This is a genomic window from Pseudoxanthomonas sp. F11, assembly GCF_037046485.1.
Classification (GTDB): Bacteria; Pseudomonadota; Gammaproteobacteria; order Xanthomonadales; family Xanthomonadaceae; genus Pseudoxanthomonas_A.
The window spans coordinates 350,318-370,217 of sequence record NZ_JBANLZ010000003.1 but is presented as its reverse complement, the minus strand read 5'-3'; the positions used below and the strand labels follow the sequence as shown (position 1 = coordinate 370,217).

The 19,900-nt window shown below is 69.8% G+C and carries 17 protein-coding genes; 9 read left to right on the top strand and 8 right to left on the bottom strand.

The window, feature by feature from the left end; translation table 11 throughout:
- Positions 1-135: 135 nt before the first annotated feature.
- Positions 136-1,710, top strand: coding sequence for a DNA recombination protein RmuC (gene rmuC, locus V8246_RS12245; RefSeq protein ID WP_336189394.1), 1,575 nt, complete (start codon positions 136-138; stop codon positions 1,708-1,710).
- 77 nt (positions 1,711-1,787) lie between these two features.
- Here the strand turns inward: rmuC and V8246_RS12240 are convergent, their stop codons facing one another.
- The 6 genes from V8246_RS12240 to V8246_RS12215 are packed head-to-tail and all read right to left on the bottom strand — an operon-like array spanning position 1,788 to position 5,871.
- Positions 1,788-2,801, bottom strand: coding sequence for an MlaA family lipoprotein (locus V8246_RS12240; protein WP_336189393.1), 1,014 nt, complete (start codon positions 2,799-2,801; stop codon positions 1,788-1,790).
- Between the two features lie 29 nt (positions 2,802-2,830).
- Complete coding sequence (locus tag V8246_RS12235; protein ID WP_336189392.1) at positions 2,831-3,133, bottom strand: STAS domain-containing protein; 303 nt, start codon at positions 3,131-3,133, stop codon at positions 2,831-2,833.
- Positions 3,117-3,791, bottom strand: a complete 675-nt coding sequence (locus V8246_RS12230; RefSeq protein WP_336189391.1) for an ABC transporter substrate-binding protein — start codon at positions 3,789-3,791, stop codon at positions 3,117-3,119. The genes V8246_RS12235 and V8246_RS12230 overlap by 17 nt, the downstream gene beginning before the upstream one ends.
- A complete protein-coding gene (mlaD, locus tag V8246_RS12225) occupies positions 3,788-4,327 on the bottom strand; it encodes an outer membrane lipid asymmetry maintenance protein MlaD (RefSeq protein ID WP_336189390.1) in 540 nt (179 codons plus the stop codon). Before mlaD ends, V8246_RS12230 begins: the two co-directional genes overlap by 4 nt.
- A 3-nt stretch (positions 4,328-4,330) precedes the next feature.
- Entirely contained in the window at positions 4,331-5,083 is a 753-nt protein-coding gene (locus V8246_RS12220; RefSeq protein WP_336189389.1) for an MlaE family lipid ABC transporter permease subunit, read from the bottom strand.
- Positions 5,083-5,871: an ATP-binding cassette domain-containing protein gene (locus V8246_RS12215; protein WP_162109083.1), complete on the bottom strand. Its 789-nt coding sequence runs from the start codon at positions 5,869-5,871 to the stop codon at positions 5,083-5,085. The genes V8246_RS12220 and V8246_RS12215 overlap by 1 nt, the downstream gene beginning before the upstream one ends.
- Positions 5,872-6,090: 219 nt before the next feature.
- On the opposite strand from V8246_RS12215, the gene recC reads away from it, so the two are divergent.
- From recC to V8246_RS12180, 7 genes are all read left to right on the top strand, one after another.
- Positions 6,091-9,390, top strand: a complete 3,300-nt coding sequence (gene recC, locus V8246_RS12210; RefSeq protein ID WP_336189387.1) for an exodeoxyribonuclease V subunit gamma — start codon at positions 6,091-6,093, stop codon at positions 9,388-9,390.
- On the top strand, positions 9,387-13,031 hold the full coding sequence (locus V8246_RS12205) for an exodeoxyribonuclease V subunit beta (protein ID WP_336189386.1): 3,645 nt from the start codon (positions 9,387-9,389) through the stop codon (positions 13,029-13,031). The genes recC and V8246_RS12205 overlap by 4 nt, the downstream gene beginning before the upstream one ends.
- Positions 13,028-14,881: an exodeoxyribonuclease V subunit alpha gene (recD, locus tag V8246_RS12200; RefSeq protein WP_336189385.1), complete on the top strand. Its 1,854-nt coding sequence runs from the start codon at positions 13,028-13,030 to the stop codon at positions 14,879-14,881. The genes V8246_RS12205 and recD overlap by 4 nt, the downstream gene beginning before the upstream one ends.
- Positions 14,882-15,054: 173 nt before the next feature.
- On the top strand, positions 15,055-15,327 hold the full coding sequence (locus V8246_RS12195) for a hypothetical protein (protein WP_185894694.1): 273 nt from the start codon (positions 15,055-15,057) through the stop codon (positions 15,325-15,327).
- A gap of 8 nt (positions 15,328-15,335) precedes the next feature.
- The gene (locus tag V8246_RS12190; protein WP_271251055.1) at positions 15,336-15,680 is read left to right on the top strand and encodes a hypothetical protein; all 345 of its coding nucleotides are present in this window, start codon (positions 15,336-15,338) and stop codon (positions 15,678-15,680) included.
- A 203-nt stretch (positions 15,681-15,883) separates the two neighbouring features.
- On the top strand, positions 15,884-16,255 hold the full coding sequence (locus V8246_RS12185) for a YciI family protein (RefSeq protein WP_336189384.1): 372 nt from the start codon (positions 15,884-15,886) through the stop codon (positions 16,253-16,255).
- A 168-nt stretch (positions 16,256-16,423) separates the two neighbouring features.
- Complete coding sequence (locus V8246_RS12180; RefSeq protein ID WP_336189383.1) at positions 16,424-17,914, top strand: serine hydrolase domain-containing protein; 1,491 nt, start codon at positions 16,424-16,426, stop codon at positions 17,912-17,914.
- A 44-nt stretch (positions 17,915-17,958) separates the two neighbouring features.
- Here V8246_RS12180 and V8246_RS12175 read toward each other — a convergent pair whose 3' ends face one another.
- Together V8246_RS12175 and V8246_RS12170 are read right to left on the bottom strand one after the other, a co-directional pair.
- A complete protein-coding gene (locus V8246_RS12175) occupies positions 17,959-18,678 on the bottom strand; it encodes a class I SAM-dependent methyltransferase (RefSeq protein WP_336189382.1) in 720 nt (239 codons plus the stop codon).
- A gap of 94 nt (positions 18,679-18,772) precedes the next feature.
- Entirely contained in the window at positions 18,773-19,321 is a 549-nt protein-coding gene (locus tag V8246_RS12170) for a DUF2058 domain-containing protein (RefSeq protein WP_336189380.1), read from the bottom strand.
- A 63-nt stretch (positions 19,322-19,384) separates the two neighbouring features.
- Between V8246_RS12170 and V8246_RS12165 the strand changes: the two genes are divergently transcribed.
- The gene (locus tag V8246_RS12165; protein ID WP_336189379.1) at positions 19,385-19,891 is read left to right on the top strand and encodes a M48 family metallopeptidase; all 507 of its coding nucleotides are present in this window, start codon (positions 19,385-19,387) and stop codon (positions 19,889-19,891) included.
- Positions 19,892-19,900 lie beyond the last annotated feature (9 nt).

Sequence of the window (19,900 nt, the reverse complement as noted above, 5' to 3'; positions counted from 1 at the left end):
CGCGACTGTGCGTTGCCGCCCCCCGGGGGTCAAGCCGCGCATCCACGTCCCGTGACGTAGCGCGCGCTTCCCGTGCGGGGTGGTTCGCGCTGTGCGCGCCTCAGGCCCTGAGACGCCAGCGGCTACACTGTCGGCATGGATTCCCAGACCCTGCTCGTCCTGCTGTTGATTCTCGTCGCCATCGCCGTCGTGCTGCTGGCGGTGCTGGTGCTGCGCCTGCGTGCCGGAAACGGACCGGCCGATGACAAGCTGCTTGGAGACTTGGAGGCGGAACGTGCACGAAGCCAGGCGATCGCAGTGGAAGCTGCGCAACAACGTGGCTGGCTGGACGCGCTGCAAGCCGAACTCGATGCTGAGCGTGCGCGTTCGGTGGTCCATGCGAAAGAACTGGCGGAGGCAAGGCAGCGCATCGAGCGGGAAGTGACTCTATCTGCTGAGCGTGATGCGCAGTTGGCCGAACGTGTCGCCGACGCGCTGCAAGCCAAGCAGCGCATGACCGAACTGGAAGGGCAGCTGGACAGTCAGCGCTTGGCGTACCAGCGCCTGCACGGCGAGCATGCCAAGATCGCCGCAGACCTCCAGCATTCGCGGCAGGCGCAGCAGGAGTTGCGTGCCTATCTGGATAGCGCTCAGGAGAAGCTGTCCGGTGCCTTTGCAGAACTGGCCGGTAAGGTGTTCGAGGAGCGAGGGCAGCAATTTGAGAAGAACGTCCGGCAGGCGACGCTTCAGTCACGCGTTGATATCGAGGGGCTGCTCAAGCCGTTCTCCGACAAGCTGGGGGAGTTTCGCCAGCGCGTCGACACCGTGTACGGCGAGGAGTCGCGTGAGCGGGCGAGTCTGTTGGGCGCGGTCGGTGAACTGAAGACGCTGAATCAGGACATGGCTACCCAGGCCGCGGCGTTGACTAAAGCGCTGAAAGGTAATGCGCGCATACGTGGCGACTGGGGCGAGTTGATGCTGGATAGCGTGCTTCGTGGGTCAGGATTGGAGGAGGGCACACATTACGAGCGCCAGCAGCACGCCGTGGACGACGAAGGTGGAAGACTGCGGCCCGACGTCGTCGTGAACTTCCCGGACCAGCGCAAGGTGGTTGTCGACAGCAAGGTCAACCTCATCGCTTGGCAGGAAGCAATGAATGCGGCGACCCCGGACGAGCAAGAGGACGCATTGCGTCGTCATGCAGTGGGCTTGCGCCAGCATGTGAAGGAGCTGGGTGACAAAAACTATCCGAAGGCGGTCGGGGAGAACGCCCTAGACATCACCATCGCCTTCGTGCCCATTGAGGGTGCGCTTTCTGCTGCGCTTGGTACAGATACGGATCTCCAAGGGTACGCCTTCGATCGCCGGGTGGTGTTCGCGTCCCCCAATACTCTGATGGCTTTGCTGCGGGTCACTGAGCGCCTGTGGACGAGGGACAAAGTGCAGAAGCAGGCGCTGGAGATCAGTGAGGCCGGCGGACGAGTGCTTGACGCGCTGACCGCATTCCTCAGCGAGTTCGATACGGTTGGCAAGAGACTGGACGACGCCAGTCAGGCTTTCAATCGCGCACGTAATCGTCTCGCTGACTCCCCTCAGTCCGCGCTCCATCGCGCGCGACGTCTCGCGGAACTTGGAAGCAAGGCAAAGCGCGCCTTGCCGCCTGAACTACAGCCCGATACTTTTCAGCAGCTCACGGCGCCCGACCGGGGTGATGGCCGCGACAAGGAGTGATCCCTACTGCCGTCGCTCCCCCTCGAATGACAACGGCGCCGAACGGCGCCGTTGTCATTCATCCGGTCAGTCCCGCCTCAACCGCCGCCATTGATCTCCGGCATCGGCATGGCGTCGACCGGCACGGTGGGGTCGGTCTCGTCCTGCAGGTATTCCGGCAACTCGCCTTCGGACGGTTGCTGCGGAGTGCGGTGGCTTTCGATCTGGTAGTTGCGGCGCTGCAGCCACGAGTCGCGGACCAGCGCGTAGTCGTCCACCGCACCCTCACGCAGGCTGTCCAGCGACAGCAGCTGCGCGCGCGTGTCCACTAGGTTCAGGCCCTGCAGGAAGATGCGGGTCTTGTCGTCCTCGATCTGGCGCACCGGACTGAGCGGCATGTCGCCGGCCATCCCCAGCACATCGCGGACCGTGCGCGGGCCGAAGAAAGGCAGCTCCACGTAGCGCGAACGCCGCCAGCCCCACGTGCCCAGCGTCTGGCCGAAATCCTCGCTGCGGCGTTTCATCTTCAGGTCGCTGGCCGGGTCGAAGATGCCGCCGATACCCAGCGTGGAATTCACCACGAAGCGCCCGAACGTCTGCGTGGCATCGCGCGGGCGGCCCTGCAGCAGCTGGTTCACCATGGTCAGCGGCTGGCGCAGGTTGTCGAAGAAGTTGCCCACGCCCAGCCGAACCGGGCGCGGCACCGCCGCCACGTAGGCACGGGCGAGCGGGCGGGCGACGGTGCGGTCGACGGCGTTGTTGAAGCGGTGGACCTGGCGATTGAACTTCTCCCAGGGGTCGTACGCGACCGGCGCCTGCGCCGGCGCGGGCAGGGTGGGATCGGCGACCGGATCGTAGGTGGCGCTCTGGCCGTAGATGGCGGCGAAATCGTCCTCGCCTTCAGACGCCGTGGCGTTGTCCGCCATCGGTGCGGGTGCATCGATACTGGCGGGATCGATCGGCGGCTCGGGGGGCAACGGAGTCGTCGCCGTGGCGGTGCTGTCGATCACCGTGGCCTCAGCCGGCGCGGCCGCCGACGGCTTGGGTGCCGACGCGCAGGCGCTCGCCAGGGCGGCCAGCAGGACCACGGTACTGAGGCGGAACAGATTCATCCTGATTCCTGGAAACTGCGGGTGGGGGGTTACGCCGGGAAATCCAGCTCCGGCGTGAGACGATACGCGGCCTGCAGATCGGCCAGACCGGCGGGCTGGCCTTCGACGCGCGGTACCGCGCTGGCGGCGCGCGCGCGCGCCGCCAGTTCCGCCAACAGTGCCAGTCCGGCACTGTCGACGGTAGTGACGTTGGTCAGGACGAAGCGTTGCACGCCGGACAACTGCGCCGCGGCCTGCGCCCACAGCGCGGCGGCCGCTGCACGGTCCAGCGCGCCGGCGAACACCAGCGCGTCCCCGTCCCGCCTGAGGTGGGCGTCACTTGCTGCTGGCACTGCCATTGACCTGCAGCTTGCCGGACTTCAGGTCCGCCGCCACCTGCGCGATGGACTTCTGGCGCAGCGGGGTGTCGAACTGGGTCTTGAAAGTCTGCACGAACGAGACGCCTTCCGGCAGCACGTCGAACACCTTCCACTGGCCACCGACGTTGCGCGCATAGAACGTGATCGGAGTGACCGTCTGGTCGGGCTGCACGAACTCGGTCTCGACCTTCACGCCCTTGCCGCCCGGCAGCGGCGACTCGGACTTCACCCGCACCTTCAGCCGTGCGTTGAAGTCGGCCAGCCGCGCACCGTAAGCCGACAGCAGGCGCTCGGTCAGGGCCTGGCCGAACAGCTTCACGTCGGCGTCGGAGGCGCCACGGCCATGCACGCCCAGCACCAGACGGGCCGAATAGTCGCCATCGAACAGCGTGTTGAACTCGCTGGTGACGTACTGGCGCAGCGCGGCCGGGTTCGCCTTGAACTCGGCGCGGCGCTGGTCGAGCGTGGCCAGGATGCGCGTGCTGCTGCCCAGTACCACCTGGCTTGCGCTGTTCTGCTTCGCGGCGGCGGCCGGGACGGCGCCCTGCGCGGACACGGTGGCTGGCGCGGCCGCCAGCAGGGCCGCCGAGAGGGCGAGGGACAGAAGGGAATGCTTCGTCAGGGTCTTCATGGTGTGGGTTCTTCCGTAACGGGGGGCGCGGTCTGGCCGCTGGCCGGGGTTTCCCCGGAGCCTGCGTCGGCATTGTTGGCGCCGCCGCTGAACATGTACTTGCCGGCCAGCTGCAGCAGGTCCACCGCAGGCTGGGTGAAGGCGATCTCGTCGCCGTCCTTCAGCGGCTCAGGATCGCCGCCAGGCGACAGGCCGACGTAGTTCTCGCCCAGCAGGCCGCTGGTGAAGATGCCGGCGGCGGTATCGGCGGGCAGGTCCTTGTATTGGCTGTCGATGGACAGCGTGACAAGCGAGTCGAACTTGACCGGATCCAGCCGGATGTCGGCCACCTGGCCGATCACCACGCCGCCGATCTTCACCGGCGCCTGCTTGCGCAGCTGGCCCAGGTTGGAGAAGCGCGCGGTCAGCTCGTAGCTGCCGCCGCCCACGCCGAACCGCTTGTTGGTGGAAGCCAGCGCCAGCACCAGCAGCGAGGCCAGGGCCAGCAGCAGGAAGGCGCCGACGGCGAATTCGAGTCGGGGTCCACGGATGGACATGGGTCAGCTCCTGAACAGCAATGCAGACATGACGAAATTGAACATCAGCACCAGCAGCGAGGCGTTCACCACCGCGCGGGTGGTGGCCACGGAGGTGCCCTCGATGGTCGGCTCGGCGTGGAAGCCCACGTAGGCGGCCACCAGCGCGGCGGTGCCGCCGAACACGGCGGACTTCAGCAGCGCCACGCCGAAGTCGTCCCAGAAATCCACGCTGTTCTGCAGCGCCGACCAGAACGTGCCGTTGTCCAGGCCAAGCACGTGCACGGCCTCGAAGTAGCTGGCGCTGATCGCCAGCGAGCAGAAGAAGCCGGTCAGCAACGGCACCGTCAGCACCGCCGCCCAGAAGCGCGGCGCCACGGCCTTGGCCACGGGATCGATCGCCATCAGTTCCAGCGCCTTGATCTGGTCGGTGGCGCGCATCAGGCCCAGCTCGGCGGCGATGGAGCTGCCGGCGCGACCGATGAACAGCAGCGCGGTCAACACCGGGCCCAGTTCGCGGTACAGCGACAGGCCCAGCAGCGTGGACAGCGCATCGCTGGCGCCGAACGTGGTCAGCGTGCGGTAGCCCTGCAGCGTCAGCACCAGGCCCACGAACGCGCCGCCGACGGCGATGATGGGCAGGGAACGGCCGCCGATCTTGTAGATCTCGCGGGTCAGTTCGGCCAGGAAGTCGCGGGTCGGCGTGGATGCGCGGAACACCGACAGCGAGAACAGGCCGGCACGGCCCAGCGACCGGATGGCGGTGGCGAAGGGCATCAGGCGGCCTCCCCGCGCTTGACCGTGTCGAAGGCGATCGGGCCGTCCGGCTCGCCACGCAGGAACTGCTTCACCAGCGGGTCCGACGTGGCGTCGAGTTCGGCCGGGGTGCCGGAGAACACCAGGCCGCCATTGGCGATCACCACCGCCTGGTCGGCGATCGGCAGGGTCTCGTGCACGTGGTGGCTGACGATGATGCTGGTCAGGCCCAGGGTGTCGTTGAGGCGCTGGATCAGGCTCATGATCACGCCCGAGGCGATGGGGTCCAGGCCGGTCAGCGGCTCGTCGTAGAGCATCAGCGGCGGGTCCAGCGCCAGCGCGCGCGCCAGCGCGACGCGGCGCGCCATGCCGCCAGACAGCTCGCGCGGGTACGCATCGGCGGCCGCGCGCAGGCCCACCGCGTTCAACTTCAGGTCCACCAGCCGGCGGATCAGTGCCTCTGGCAGCTTGGTATGCGTGCGCAGCGGCAGCGCCACGTTTTCCGCCGTGGTCAGGTCGGTCAGCAGGCCGTTGCCCTGCAGCAGCACGCCGATGCCCTTGCGCATCTCCAGCAGCGCGCGGCTGCCGTGCGGCACGGGCTGGCCGAACACCTCCACCGTACCCGCGGCAGGCGGCAGCTCACCGGTCAGCGCGGCCAGCAGCGTCGATTTGCCGCTGCCGGACGGGCCAAGGACGGCGGTAATGCTGCCGCGCGGCACCGTCAGGTCGATGCCGCGCAGAATGGTGCGGCCGCCGCGGTCAAGGCGGAGGCCGGACAGGTGCACGGCAGGGGCGTCGGCAGGCGTCATGGGCGTCGTCGGCGAGCGGATCCGTGGACCGGGGGCCACGGGTTAACGGAAAAGCAACGGTGTAGCTTCGCGGCCAGCGGCTGAACATAAACCGTACCGCGCAGTTTGATTATTGTGGCACCCGGGCAGCGCCCGGGGTGCATGGCCGTGCGGGATGCTGTGGCCCAGACCATCCGGTCTCTGGTGCTGCGACCGCCATCCGGCACAATGACGGCGACGATGACCGCTGACGCCGCGCCCGACTTCCGCCTGTATCCCTCCAACGCGCTGGAGTTGCTGGCGGCGTTGCTGGCCGAGGAGCTGCGCAATCCGGTGCCGGGCCAGTCGCCGCTTGCACCGGATGTCGTGCTGATCCCCCAGGTGGCGATGCGGCGCTGGCTGCAGGCGACGCTGGCGACCCGGTACGGCGTGGCCGCCAACCTGGAATTCCTCACCCCCGGCGAGTTCGTCGCCCGCGCGCTGGACGCCAATCTCGGTCCGAGCACCGACGACCTGGACATGGCCGCCCTGCAGTGGCGCCTGTACGGCGCGCTGGGCGATCCGACGCTGCGCGGCACGCCCGCGATGGCGTCTCTGGACGCCTGGCTGGGCGATGGCGACCCGCTGAAGCCGTGGGCGCTGGCCGGCGAACTGGCCGGCGTGTACGAGAAGTATCAGGCCTGGCGCCGCGACTGGCTGCTGCGCTGGGAAGCAGGCGCCGACCAGGACGACGCCCAGGCTCGACTGTGGCGCGCGGTCGCCGCCGGGCGCGACTACCGTGCACGCCGCATCCACGACTACCTCGCGCGCTTCGGCCGCGACGACGGCCCGCTCCCGCAGGGCCTGCCGAAACGCCTGCTGGTGTTCGCCACCCTCAACATCTCGCCCGACGTGCTCCGCGTGCTGGCCACCCAGGCGCGCGTGGGCACGCTGCATTTCTACCTGCCCACGCCGGCGCGCGGTTACTGGGGAGACCTGCAGACGCTGCGCGAGCGCCGCCGCAGCGGCGACAGCGCGTTGTTTGCCGACGACGTGCAGGAGAACCCGCTGCTGCAGGCCTGGGGCGCCGCCGGCCGCGACTTCATGGCGCTGCTGGGGGACTACGAGGTGGTGCACCCGCGCGCCGAGATCGACGTCTACGCCGATCCGCTGTCCGCCCAAGGCCCCGACACGCTGCTGCGGCGCCTGCAGTCGGACCTGTTCCACCGTCGCGCGCCGGCCGTGCCGCCACCGCGCGCCTGGCTGGGCCTGGCCGATGCCAGCCTGCAGGTCCACGCCTGCCACACCCGCCTGCGCGAGCTGCAGGTGCTGCACGACCAGCTGCGCGGCCTGCTGGACGACCCGCGCTTCGATCCGCCGCTGCAGCCGCGCGAGATCGCGGTGCTGGCGCCGGACATCGATCCGTACGTGCCCTACCTGGATGCGGTGTTCGGCGGCACCGGCCACGACGATGCGCTGCCCTGGGCGCTGGCCGATACCAGCCCGCTGGCGAGCGAACCGCTGGCCGAGGTGTTCCTGCGCCTGCTGGACCTGCCGGTGTCGCGCTTCGGCCTGGATGAGGTGCTCGACCTGCTGGCCAGCGCGCCCATGGCCGAAGCCTCCGGGCTGGACAGCGACGCCATCGACCGCCTGCATGGCTGGCTGCGCCAGGCAGGCGCGCGTTGGGGCCTGGATGCCGCGCATCGCGTCGCCTCCGATGCGCCGGCCGACGACGCCTACACCTGGCAGTTCGCGCTGGACCGTCTGCTGCTGGGCCACGCGAGCGGCAGCGAAGACGAGATCGCCGGTGTCGCGCCCTGGCCGGAGCTGGAAGGCAGCGGCCTGGACGCGCTCGATACGCTGGTGCGCCTGCTGCGCGAACTCGCCCGTCAGCGGCGCGTGCTCGGCGAAGCGCAGACGCCCGCACGGTGGCGCGAGCGCCTGCTGCACCTGCTCGATGCGTTGTTGCCGGAACGACCGGTCGCACCGCGCGCGCAACGCGCGCTGGACCGCCTGCGCACCCTCATCGACGGCTTCGCCCGCGACGCGGAGGCCGCCGGCTATGGCGGCACCGTGCCGCCGGAGGTAGTGCGCGCGCACTTCGCCGACCTGCTGTCGCAGGCGGACACGCGCGCACCGCTGCTGACCGGCGGCATCAGCGTGGGCCGCATGGTGCCGATGCGCCTGCTGCCATTCCGCGTCATCTGCCTGTTGGGCATGAACGACGGCGACTTCCCCCGTCGTGATCCCGCCGCCGGCCTCAACAAGCTGACCGCCGAACTGCATGCGGGACGGCGCCTGCCCGGCGACCGTTCGACGCGGGAGGATGACCGCTTCCTGTTCCTGCAGCTGTTCGCCGCCGCGCAGGACGTGTTCTACCTCAGCTACCTGGGCAACGACCCGCGCGACGGCAGCGTGCGCGAGCCGTCGGTGCTGGTCAGCGAACTGCTCGACGTCGCCGCGCGCTACCACGCCGATCCTGACGCGAGGATGCGACTGGTCGTGCGCCACACGCTGCAGCCGTTCGCGCCGGAGGCGTTCGGCAGCGGCGATGAACCGCGCCGCTTCAGCTACCGTGCGCGCTGGCGCGAGGCCAGCCAGCGCCTGGGCCAAGCACGACACGCCCTGGCGCCCTGGCTGTTGCAGCCGCTGCCGCCGGAGGACGCCGGCACGACCGACCTGTCGCTCGATGCGCTGCGGCGCTTCTTCGCCGATCCTCAGGGGCGCTTCCTGCAGCAGCGCCTGGGCCTGCGCCTGCCTGAGCCGGTCGACCAGGGCGAGGATGTCGAGCCGCTGGTCGTCCCCGGTCGCGGGCTTGAACGCGCGCGGCTACAACAGGCGCTGATCGACGCGATGGATGCCGGCCAGGAAGCCGGCCTGCGCGAGCGCCTGCGTGCACGCGCGCTGCTGCCATCGGGTGCGCTCGGCACCCGCCAGTTCGAGGCCATGCTGGCGCAGGCGTCTCCGTTCGCGCGGGCGCGTCGCGCGTGGCTGGCGGGCGAGACGGCGGCCTCTGCGGCCTATGCCATCGAGCTCGATGGCCGCCGCCTGCACGGCCGCGTCGCCGACGTGACCGCGCGCGGGCTGGTGCGCCTGCGCGCGGACGTACTCAACGGCACCGCTGCGCTGCGCTGGGGATTGGACTGGTTGCTGGCCAATGCGGCGGGTGCGCGCCTGCCGCTGGTGCAGTTCCACGACGGCGACCATCCGGGGCCGCACCTGATCGAGGCGCTGGCGCCGGAGCAGGCGCGCACGGCATTGCGCTGCCTGCTGGCCCTGCACGCGCGAGGCCTGCAGGCGCCCCTGCTGTTCGCCCCGTCCACCGGCTGGGATATCTGGAACGCCGAGCCCGGAAAGCGCCGCGCCGCCGGCTGGAAGCGCTGGCACGGCGATGGCAACGGCGGTTGGGCGGAAGGCGAGGGCGAGGCGATCCGGCTCGCCCTGCGCGGTCGCGATCCCTTCGCGCGCGACGACGACTATGCCGAACTCGAGCGTACCAGCCTGGACGTCTACGACCTGCTTCGCCACGGCCGTACGCGCCACGACGGAGATGCGGCATGAGCACCCCCGACCTGGCGGTCGAGCCGTATCTGGCGCGCGCCCTGGACGGCGTACAACTGATCGAGGCCAGTGCGGGTACCGGCAAGACCTACACGCTGGCGACGCTGTTCACCCGCCTGATCGTCGAACAGCGGCTGCGCATGGGTCAGGTGCTGGCGGTGACCTATACCGAAGCCGCCACCCAGGAGCTGCGCAAGCGTATCCGGGAGCGGCTGGCGCTGGCCGCGAACGTGATCGGCATGCCGGTGCGGGACGACGAGGACCATGAGACCGCGCTGACGCGCTTCATCCTGGACCGCCATCTCGCCGGCGGCACCGAGACGCCGGCGCAGCTGGCGCGCCGCCTGCGCACCGCGGTGGAGGAAACCGACCTCGCCGCCATCTTCACCATCCACGGCTTCTGCGCCCGCGTGCTGCGCGAACATGCGCTGGAAGTGGGGCAGGGCCTGGCCGCCGTCGAACTGCTCGGCAACGCGCGCGACCTGTATGCCGAGGTCGCCGCCGACCTCTGGCGCGTGCATGCCGCCGATCCGGAGACCGCCGACGCCCTCATCGGTCTGTGGAAGGATCCCGACACCCTGGCCGAAGATCTGCCCGCACTGTGCAGGCCGTTGTCGTTGTACCCGGTGGCGCCGGCGGAAGGGGATGAGGAACGGCAGGTCGCCGTCGATGCGACGCGTGCAGGACGGGCCGCGCACCTGGTCGAGGCGATCGGCCTGTACCTGGCGGAGGCGCGCGCCGTGATCGCGGCGGCGTTCGACGCCAAGGTGTTCGATGGCCGCCGCGCGCGCCGCCCGAGCTTCGACAAGGCGTTCGACGAACTGCAGGCCGGGGCCGTCCTTGCCGATTGGCCGCGCACCGACAAGACGCACCTGCAGAAACTGCTGCCGGACGCCCTGCTGGGCTACTGCAAGGAAGGGCAGGAGGCACGCGTGCCGGTATCGCCGCTGTTCGACGCCTTGCGCGACTGGTGCGAGGCCGACGATGCCTGGCAGCAGATGCAACTCGCCCGGCGTGCCGCGCTGCTCCACCGTCTGCGCGACCAAGCGCGCCAGCGCCTGCAGCTGCTCAAGCGCACGCGTCGCGTGCAGACCTACGACGACCTGATCGACCGCGTCGCCGACGCGCTGGCAGGTGGTCCGGACACGCTGACGCTGGTGTCCCGCCTGCGCGCGCAGTACCGGATCGCACTGGTCGACGAGTTCCAGGACACGGACGAGCGCCAGTGGCAGATCTTCGCCCGCGTGTTCGGCGATTCCGACGCCGTCCGTGCGATCGGCGACGCGCCCGCGCTGTTCCTGATCGGAGATCCGAAGCAGGCCATCTACGGCTTCCGGGGCGGCGACGTCGCCACGTACCTGTCCGCCAAGCGCCATCCCGCCACCATCCACGCCGATCCGCTGACCCACAACTTCCGCTCGCGACCTGCCGTGCTGCGCGCGGTGCAGGCGCTTTATGCCGGCGCGGCGGCGGCGGGCCAGGAGGCCTTCGCGCATCCCGGCATCCACTTCGAGGCGGTCGAACCCGGGGGTGCGCAGCGCGACGACCATTACCTGCGCGATGGCGCGCCCGCACCGGCACTGACGCTGCGGCTGCTGCGCGGCGACGGTGGACCGCTCGACGCCGACGCCTCGCGGGAAGCCGCCGTCGCCGCCTGCGTGGCGGACATCCATGGCGTCCTGGCCGCGGCCCGCGGGGATCGCGCCCTGATCAGGGGTCGGCGCGTGCAGCCCGGCGACATCGCCGTGCTGGTGCGCAACCACAAGGATGCCACGCGTGTGCAGCAGGCCCTGGCGCGCGCCGGCGTGCCGGCGGTCGCCGCGGGCAGGCAGAGCCTGTTCGAGACCGCCGAGGCCGGCGAGCTGCGCATCCTGCTGCTCGCCCTGCTGCACCCCTCCGACAGCGGCCGACTGCGCGCGGCACTGTCCACGGTGCTGTTGGGGCAGGACGCCGCCGCCATCGCTGCACTGGAGGACGGAGGCGATGCGCAGCGCGTTCACCAGGCGAAGCTGCTGCACTGGCGCGAACGCTGGCAGCGCAGCGGCCCGTTCGCACTGGTGTCCGAGCTGTGCGCCGAACAGGCCGCGCGGCTGCTCGGCCTGCTGGACGGAGAGCGGCGACTGACGAACTATCTGCAACTGGGCGAACACCTGCAGGAGGCCGCCGCCCGCACGCTGGGCCTGCAGGGTCTGCTCGACTGGCTGCAGATGCGCATCGCCCGTGCCGATCCCGGCGATGAAGCGCAGCTGCTGCGGCTGGAAAGCGATGCGCTGCGTGTGCAGATCGTCACCCTGCACAAGAGCAAGGGCCTGGAATATCCGCTGGTCTACCTGCCGTTCGCCGGGCTGGGCACTCACCGTCCTGATACCAGCCGTCACCGCATCGTGCACGACGACGATGGCCACCGCGTACTGCAATGGAAGATCGACAAGGACGATGCCGCATGGAAAGCGGCCGGTGAGGCGGCCAGGCGCGATGCCATCGCCGAGGACGCGCGGCTGCTCTATGTCGGCCTGACCCGCGCGGCGCATGCGCTGTGGATCGCGGCGGGCGATGTGAAGGATTTCGACAGGAGCCGTCTTGCGCCATTGCTTGCCGGCATCGCCGGCCTGCGTACGCAGGCCGACGTGCGCATCGTCGACGGCCCTGCCGAGCCGCCGCCGCCGCGCCTGGCGCAGGACGGTGCGACCGTCGTCGCGCCGGCCCGCACCGCACGCGGCCGCGTCGCCGCCGACTGGTGGGTCTACAGCTTCACCCAGCTCGCGCATGCCGAAGGCGCCGATCCGTTGTCCGCCGCCACCCAGGCCGATCCCGGCGGCGAAGACGAAGCGCCCGCGTCCGATACCGACGGACTGCCCGATGCGGCCGTCACGCCTTTGGTGCAGGCCGATCCGCGTTTTGCCGGCAGCCGCTTCGGCGTGGTGATGCACGCCGCACTGGAGAACGCGGACTTTGCTGCATGGCGCGACTGGCAGCCGGGCGATCCCGCGCCCGACGGCCAGGCCGATGTCATCGTGCAGGCCCTGCACGAAGGCGGCTACGCCGAAGCCGACATCGAGGACGGCCTCGCAGTGCTGGTGCCGCTGGTGGGACAGACGCTGTGCACCACGCTGCCGGAAGGCGTGCGCCTGGCCGACGTGCCGGCGGCGTCGCGCCGCGCGGAAATCGAGTTCCACTTCGCCATGCAGCCCACCGCCGTGCCGGCGCTGCTGGCGCTGCTGCATCGGCACGGCCTGCTGCGCCATCGCAGCGCCTTCGGCACGCGCGCGCGGCTGGAGGGCCTGATGACCGGCCTGATCGACCTCACCTACGGCCACGACGGCCGCTGGTACGTGCTCGACTACAAGTCGAACCAGCTGCCCGCCTACGACGCGGCGGCGATGCAGCAGGCGATGGCGCACAGCGAGTACGACCTGCAGGCGCTGATCTACACGCTGGCCCTGCACCGCTGGCTGCGCTTCCGCCTGGGCGATGCCTACGACTACGCACGCGACTTCGGCGGCATCCGCTACCTGTTCTGCCGTGGCCTGGATCTGACCCAGCCACGGTCGCCCGGGGTGCATGCGCAGCGCTTTGCGCCCGAGCTGGTGCAGGCGCTCGATGCACTGTTCGCCGGCCATGCGACGGAGGCCGGTGCATGAGTCTGCTCGACGCGCTCCACAAGGGCGGCTACCTGCGCACGCTCGACCATGCGCTGGCGCAGAGCCTGCGCCGGCTGGACCGCGACACGCCCGATGCCGTGCTCGCCGCGGCGGCATTGGCGTCGTTGGCGGTGGCCAAGGGCCATGCCGGCGTGCGTCTCGGTGCGGCGGATGCGCTGGTCGAGGCCGAGATCGCCTGGCCCGATGCCACCGCGTGGACACGACAGCTCGCGGCCTCGCCCTGGGTCGACACGCCGGACGATGCCACCGCTGTCGCCGATCCGCATGCGCCGCTGGTGCTGGAAGGCGGCCTGCTCTATCTGCGTCGCTATCGCGAGTACGAGCGCGCGCTGGCGCTGGGCCTGCAACGCATCGCCACGCAGCCGGTGCCGGAAACAGACATCGAGCCGCTCGCCCCGTTGTTCGCCCGCCTGTTCCCGCAGGCCACGCACGACGACCGCCAGGCGCGCGCGGCCGCGCTCGCCCTGCGCCATGCGCTGCTGCTGGTCACTGGCGGCCCGGGCACCGGCAAGACCACCACCACCGCACGCCTGCTGGTGCTGCTGGTCGCGCAGGCGTTGCACGCAGGTCGCGCGTCGCCACGCATCGCGCTGGCCGCGCCCACCGGCCGCGCCGCCGAGCGCATGGCCGAGAGCGTGCGCCAGGCGGTACAGGCGTTGGCCGCATCGGGCGTGGACGCGGATCTGCTCGCCGCACTGCCCACCAGCGGCGCCACCCTGCATCGCCTGCTCGGCACGATTCCGGATTCCCCACGCTTCCGCCACGACCGCGACAACCCGCTGCCGTTCGATGTCGTGGTCGTCGACGAGGCGTCGATGATCGATCTGCCGCTGATGGCCAAACTGGTCGATGCGGTCGCCAGCGGCACGCGGCTGGTGCTGCTCGGCGACCCCGACCAGCTGCCCTCGGTGGAAGCCGGCGACGTGCTGGCGGCCATCCTCGGGGCCGCGGGCGAAGGCGACGCCATGGAGCGCGGGGATGCCGACGTGCTGCGGCCCCTGCTCGGCGATGCCGACGACACGTCTGTCCTTGCGCAGGAAGGGGGCGAAGCACGCTTCTCCGGCATCCGCGTGCACCTGCAGCGCGGATGGCGCCAGAGCGAGGCGCTGGATCTCGCGCCGCTGGCGGCCGCCGTGCGCGAGGGCGACGCTGACGCCGCGCTGGCGCAGCTGCGCGGCGGCACCTTGTCCAACGTGCATTTCCACGAAGGAGTGGCCGACCCGCTGGAGCCGCAGCGCGATGCCCTGTTGGCGCATTTCCGCGCGCTGGGCCACGCCGAGACACCTGCCGACGCGCTGGCGCAGTCCACGCGACTGCGCCTGCTGACGGCGGTGCGCGAAGGTCCGCAGGGAGCGCGCACGCTGAATGCGCGGATCGAACGGTTGCTCGCCGAAGGCGGCGGAGCGGGACGCGCCCCGCAAGGCCACTTCCAGGGCCAGCTGCTGATCGTCACCGAGAACAGCTACCGCCACCGCCTGTTCAATGGCGACATCGGCGTCTGCCTGCGCGATACGGCGGGGACGTTGGTGGCGTGGTTTCCCGGTGACGATGCGGGCCACCCGCGCGCCTTCCATCCGGCGGCCCTGCCCGCGCACGAATCCGCCTTCGCCATGACCGTCCACAAGGCGCAGGGCTCGGAGTTCGATATGGTGTGGCTGCTGCTGCCCGCACGCGGCAACCGCGTACTGTCGCGCGAGCTGGTCTACACCGGCATCACCCGCGCACGCCGCGCGCTGCACATCGCCGGCAGCGACGCGGTGATCCGCGAAGCGCTGGCGCGGCATGCGGGCCGGTGGTCGGGCCTGGGGTGGCGGTTGGGTGCACGCTGAACACGCTCCCAGCCTGCATGCATCGGCTCGCCCGTGCCCCAGGTCGTTTGCGATAACCCCCCCAACGGCGTATACCTGTTCCTGCTGACGGGCAGTCCCTTTCGCCGCATTCTGCTGCTGGCTATCTCCTCTCGGCCCCTTCCGCGCGATCTGCGCGTGCCGACGAGGTATGTGTGGCGAACCATCAGACCCAGGTCTTCATTCTCCATTTGGGGTCCCAGCAATCCATCGGACCGGGCGATCTGCGCGTGATGTGGGCCACGGCCTGCGAATCGCTCGACATCGCCGTATCGCGACGCCCGCCGGGTCACGGCAACCACACGGGCAGGCCCTGTTTCGGGTTGTGGGCCGGCCGCGAGTTCCATCGCGCGCCGGCCGAACGGCGCATGCGCGCGCTGCTCGAAGCGCGCGGATTCCTCTTCACGCTTACACATACCGCCCTGTAGGAGGGTGCATGACCTTTGATGTCGGGATCGGCAAGTGCCGGTCGGTGCAGTCGGATTCGGTGGACGTGTGGGTGGACGGTTCCATCGTCCGGCGCCTGGCCCCGGAAACCAAATGGCAGCGCGATGGCATCAGCGTGTTGCAGGTGCCGTCGAAACTGTGCAGCACGCGCCACCGCGTGGCGGTCGGCGAGGAAGTGTTCCTCGACACCGGCCTGATCAACGCCAACAGCGCCGGCAAGCTGGATGTCGACGGCAGCGGCGATTTCGCCCGGGCGCGACTGTCCATGCTGGTGCCCGTCATCGACCCCGCGCCCACGCCGCCCCCGCCTTCGCGCAAGGCGAGCTGGCGCTGACACCGTCCCCGTCGTTGAGGCGCGGCCAGCCCGCGTCCGTCTGCCCCATCGCGGATCGCAAAGGTTCGCGGCAGGGCACGCTTCGGGAGACAGGGGCGGACGCATTTCCTTGGTGATCGTGCCGCGCTGCCGCGGCTCTCAAGGCTGTCGATTCGCCATTGCCGGCTTCGTCGTCCATACGATCAACGCCTCAAGGAGCGCGCATGAAATATCTCGGCCTTGCCTATTTCGCCCCGGACAAGTTCGCGGCGATGGCGCGCGACGATGTCGAGCGCCTGGTGAGCCAGTGCCCCGCGCTGGACGAGAAGATGCGTGCCACCGGCAGGGTGCTGCTGGCCGCATCGCTGGGCGATGTGGCCGGCTGGACCACGCTGCGCCCCCGCAATGGCCGGACGCAGGTCAGCGACGGGCCCTACACGGAATCGAAGGAAGTGATGGGCGGGCTGTTCATCATCGAGGCCGATGACCATGACGAGGCGCTACGCCTCGCCTCCATGCATCCTGCCGCCATCCTGGGCGAAGAGGGGGGCTGGGCGGTGGAGCTGATCCCTATCGAATTCTTCATGACGCGCTGAGACGGGGCGGCGTGCAAGGCGCACGGCCACTCCGGCGGCAGGGATGCACGACTTCGTCGGCCCCGTCCGCGTTCCGTCCCCCGCAGGACCTGTTCCGTCGGCTGCGATTGCCCTCCCCCGAAGCACCCATGCACCCTTGACGCGGTCCTGTTCCTTGCCGGAGTCCGCATGAACCGTTTTCGCCTCATCCCGTGGGTGCTGGCCGGCTTGGGGCCCGGTGCAATGACGATGCCCACGCTGGCGTCTGTCGAGTCTGCGGCGGGTTCACCCGAGGCGTGCTTTACCGCGCCGGATGCGCAGGCGCGGCGAGACCGGGTCGTCCAGGGGCTGCTGCCGCGCGTGATGTTCAGCGGTGAAACGGCGCCGGCATCCGTGCAGGCACGCATGGCCGCGCATCGCGTACCAGCGCTCTCCGTGGCGGTGATCCGGGCCGGCACGCTGGACTGGAGCGCCGCCTGGGGCCGACAGCAGGCCGATGGCGCAGCCGCCACCTGCCGCAGCCTGTTCCAGGCCGGGTCGCTGGCCAAGCCCGCCACGGTCCTGGCCGCATGGCGCATGCAGCAGGCGGGCGCGATCGATCTGGATGCCGATGTCGATGCGTATCTGGCGCCGTGGAAACTGCCGGCCGGTCGCCAGGATGCCGAGCATCCGGTAACGCTGCGCCACCTGTTCGCCCACACCGCGGGCATCACCCCCGGCGGGTACGAGGGATACCCGCGCAACGCCGTCCTGCCCACCGACCTGCAGACCGCGCAGGGCCTGCCGCCGTCCAACGCGCGCAAGGCGGAAGTGCTGGCGGTGCCGGGCACGACCTTGCGCTATTCCGGCCCCGGTTACACCGTGGCCGAGATCGCCCTGCAGCAACACCTCAAGCGACCGTTCGAGTCGTTGATGCGCACCTGGCTGACCGGGCCCGTCGGTATGCGCCATGCCGATTTCAGCCAACCGGCGCCGAGAGAAGGGGAAGAACACATCGCATGGGGCCACCAGGCCGATGGCCAGCCAGTACCCGGGGGCTGGCACGCCCATCCCGAACAGGCGGCGGCGGGCTTATGGGCCACGCCAGCCGATCTGGCCGCCCTCCTGATCGAACTGCGCAAGGGTTGGCTTGGCACCAGCACCGTGTTCGCCCAGGCCAGCGTCCACGACCTGCTGGCCCGGCCTTTCGAGGAACATGCCTATGGTTTTCGTCTGATCGGCGATGGCGAGCAGGTGTTCCTGACTCACTACGGCGGCACGGTCGGCTACCGCGCCGGCATGACGCTCAATCTGCGCAGTGGCGACGGGGCGGTGTTCATGGCCAATGCGGACAGCGGCATGGACCTGGGGATGGAGTTCTTCGCCGCCGTGTCGGATACCTACGGGTGGTCGAGCTTCGGGCCGACACGGGTGGAAAGGGCGGCAACGCCGCCGGCCGATATCCTGCAGTCGCTCGCAGGCCGTTATGGCTTCGAGGATGGCCCGGTGGTGGAGGTGGTGACGGAGGCCGGGGTGCTGACACTGGTATTCCCCAACGGCGACCGCTATCCGCTCAGCCCCATCAAGGGCCTGCCCCGCGCCTTCATCCATGCCGACACCGGCGTGCGCGCAAGTTTCGATGGCGAAGGCGAAGCAACGACGATCCAGTTGTACGGCGACACCGGCAGGCGAGTGCGTTAGGGAACGTGGCGCCGGGCAATCCGGTGTGCCGGTCGCGTGGGGCTTCACCGTGTGGAAGATACGGACGCGTCCTTCGTTCGCGCGCACCATCCATGGATCATTCCCGCCTGGTGGAAGCGCAATGGCGGCGCGAAGCCGCCGGCTTCCGCCAGCGCGGCCACGCGATCCGGAGGAAGGATCGCGACATCGCGGGCGTAGTTGGCGCGGATCTGTTCGAGGGCGGCTGCGTCGAGGCCGGCGCCGGACATGGTCTCCATCCACAGGCGCAGCATCGCCGGGTAGTCGGGCGCCTCCGTATCCCAGGCCAGGTCGGCCCACACGAGCGTGCCGCCAGGCCTGAGCCGGTGCGCGATGGAGGCGAAGAAGGCGGTGCGCGCGTCCGGATCGAGCAGGAACTGGGAGACCAGCAGGCAGGTGGCCCCGTCGAACGCGGCCTCCTCCGGCAGCGTCTCGACCACGCCAGCATGGAAACTGCAGCGATCGGCGAAGCCCTCGCGCAACGCGCGTTCGCGGCAGGCGGCGATCATCTGCGTGGACGGATCCAGGGCGAGGAAGGTCCAACGCGGAAAGCGCCGCGCCAGATGACCGATCTCGGCGCCGGTACCCGCGCCGACGCACAGCACATGGGCGTCGTCCGGCAAGGGGGCGAACACGGTGTCGATCAGGAACAGCAGGCTGTCGCGGATCGGGGCCATGCGCACCCAGCGTGCGTCGTAGCCGGCGGCCTGCTGGTCGAAGAGGGCGTCGAGTTCGTGCTGCTGCATGGCGGTTTCCGCGGAGGCCTCATTCCACCCTACACGGGTCGTCAAGTCCCCCGCGGTCCGGCGTCGCCATCAGGGTCCGACGCTGCGCCGACGGTCACCACACCAGGTCGTCGGGCACCTTGAATTGCGCGTAGTACGCATCGTCTTCGGACGTGGCCGCTGCGGGTTCATTGGCCTGGCCATGGTCCAGCACGATCATCGCGACATCGCGTTCGCGCACCTTGTCGGCCGCCACGCGTGGCAGCAGTTCGTAGCAGTCGTCGATGCGCGCGATGACCAGCGCCCCGGTGGACAGCTTCTTCTTCAGATCGTCGTTGACCAGCAGGGTGCGGATGGCGCCGTCGGCGGTGAAGCGGTACTCCACTTCGCCGCTGCGCGACACCTTGCGGTCCTGGACGATCTGCCGCGCCTGCGCATGCAGTTCCGCCGCGCGGCCCTGCGCCTTGCGTTCGGCCTCCAGGGCACGGTCGCGCTCGACCTTTTCCGCGCGCGCCCGCTCGGCGTCGCGCTGGATCTCGCTGGGTGCCGGCGCCCCCTTGCCGTGGCGGGCCTTGTGCTGCTCGCGCGCGACCTCGGCCAGCTTGGACTTCTTCACCAGTCCGGCCTTGAGCAGCTGTTCCTGCAGCGGGTTTCCCTTCGCCATCGCGGGGTTCCTTGGGGATTTGGCGGCATGATACCCGTCCCGCAGCGCCCACTTCCCCTTCCAATGGAACCGCTCGTCTACCTCACCGGCTACCCGCAGGACCTGCAGGCCCGCGTGCGCGCGCTGATCGAACAGGGCCGGCTCGGCACGATACTGGCGGACAAGTACCCGCAGGCGCATGCGGTGCGCAACGACGGCCAGCTGTACGACTACGTGCAGGCAATGAAGGAACGGCACCTGCGCCGCTCGTTACCGCTGGGCAAGGTGGCGTACGACAGCACGCTGCAGGTGATGAAGCACGCACTGGGGACGCACACCGCCATCTCGCGCGTACACGGCGGCCGCCTGAAGGCCAGCCGCGAGATCCGCATCGCCACCGTGTTCCGCGACGCCCCGGCCGAGTTCCTGAAGATGATCGTGGTGCACGAACTCGCGCACCTGAAGGAAGCCGAACACAACAAGGCCTTCTACGCCCTGTGCACGCACATGGAACCGGACTATCACCAGCTGGAGTTCGATCTTCGGTTGTACCTGACGCACCAGGAAAGCGTCGGCACGCCTGTGCGTTGACGGGGCCTG

Bases quoted from the DNA above. Each gene is read 5' to 3' on its own strand.
- V8246_RS12165 (WP_336189379.1), top strand. From the start codon at position 19,385: ATGGAACCGCTCGTCTACCTCACCGGCTACCCGCAGGACCTGCAGGCC.
- V8246_RS12170 (WP_336189380.1), bottom strand. From the start codon at position 19,321: ATGGCGAAGGGAAACCCGCTGCAGGAACAGCTGCTCAAGGCCGGACTG.
- rmuC (WP_336189394.1), top strand. From the start codon at position 136: ATGGATTCCCAGACCCTGCTCGTCCTGCTGTTGATTCTCGTCGCCATC.
- V8246_RS12205 (WP_336189386.1), top strand. From the start codon at position 9,387: ATGAGCACCCCCGACCTGGCGGTCGAGCCGTATCTGGCGCGCGCCCTG.
- V8246_RS12175 (WP_336189382.1), bottom strand. From the start codon at position 18,678: ATGCAGCAGCACGAACTCGACGCCCTCTTCGACCAGCAGGCCGCCGGC.
- recC (WP_336189387.1), top strand. From the start codon at position 6,091: ATGACCGCTGACGCCGCGCCCGACTTCCGCCTGTATCCCTCCAACGCG.
- V8246_RS12230 (WP_336189391.1), bottom strand. From the start codon at position 3,791: ATGAAGACCCTGACGAAGCATTCCCTTCTGTCCCTCGCCCTCTCGGCG.
- V8246_RS12185 (WP_336189384.1), top strand. From the start codon at position 15,884: ATGAAATATCTCGGCCTTGCCTATTTCGCCCCGGACAAGTTCGCGGCG.
- V8246_RS12240 (WP_336189393.1), bottom strand. From the start codon at position 2,801: ATGAATCTGTTCCGCCTCAGTACCGTGGTCCTGCTGGCCGCCCTGGCG.
- V8246_RS12190 (WP_271251055.1), top strand. From the start codon at position 15,336: ATGACCTTTGATGTCGGGATCGGCAAGTGCCGGTCGGTGCAGTCGGAT.
- V8246_RS12180 (WP_336189383.1), top strand. From the start codon at position 16,424: ATGAACCGTTTTCGCCTCATCCCGTGGGTGCTGGCCGGCTTGGGGCCC.
- V8246_RS12215 (WP_162109083.1), bottom strand. From the start codon at position 5,871: ATGACGCCTGCCGACGCCCCTGCCGTGCACCTGTCCGGCCTCCGCCTT.
- V8246_RS12220 (WP_336189389.1), bottom strand. From the start codon at position 5,083: ATGCCCTTCGCCACCGCCATCCGGTCGCTGGGCCGTGCCGGCCTGTTC.
- mlaD (WP_336189390.1), bottom strand. From the start codon at position 4,327: ATGTCCATCCGTGGACCCCGACTCGAATTCGCCGTCGGCGCCTTCCTG.
- recD (WP_336189385.1), top strand. From the start codon at position 13,028: ATGAGTCTGCTCGACGCGCTCCACAAGGGCGGCTACCTGCGCACGCTC.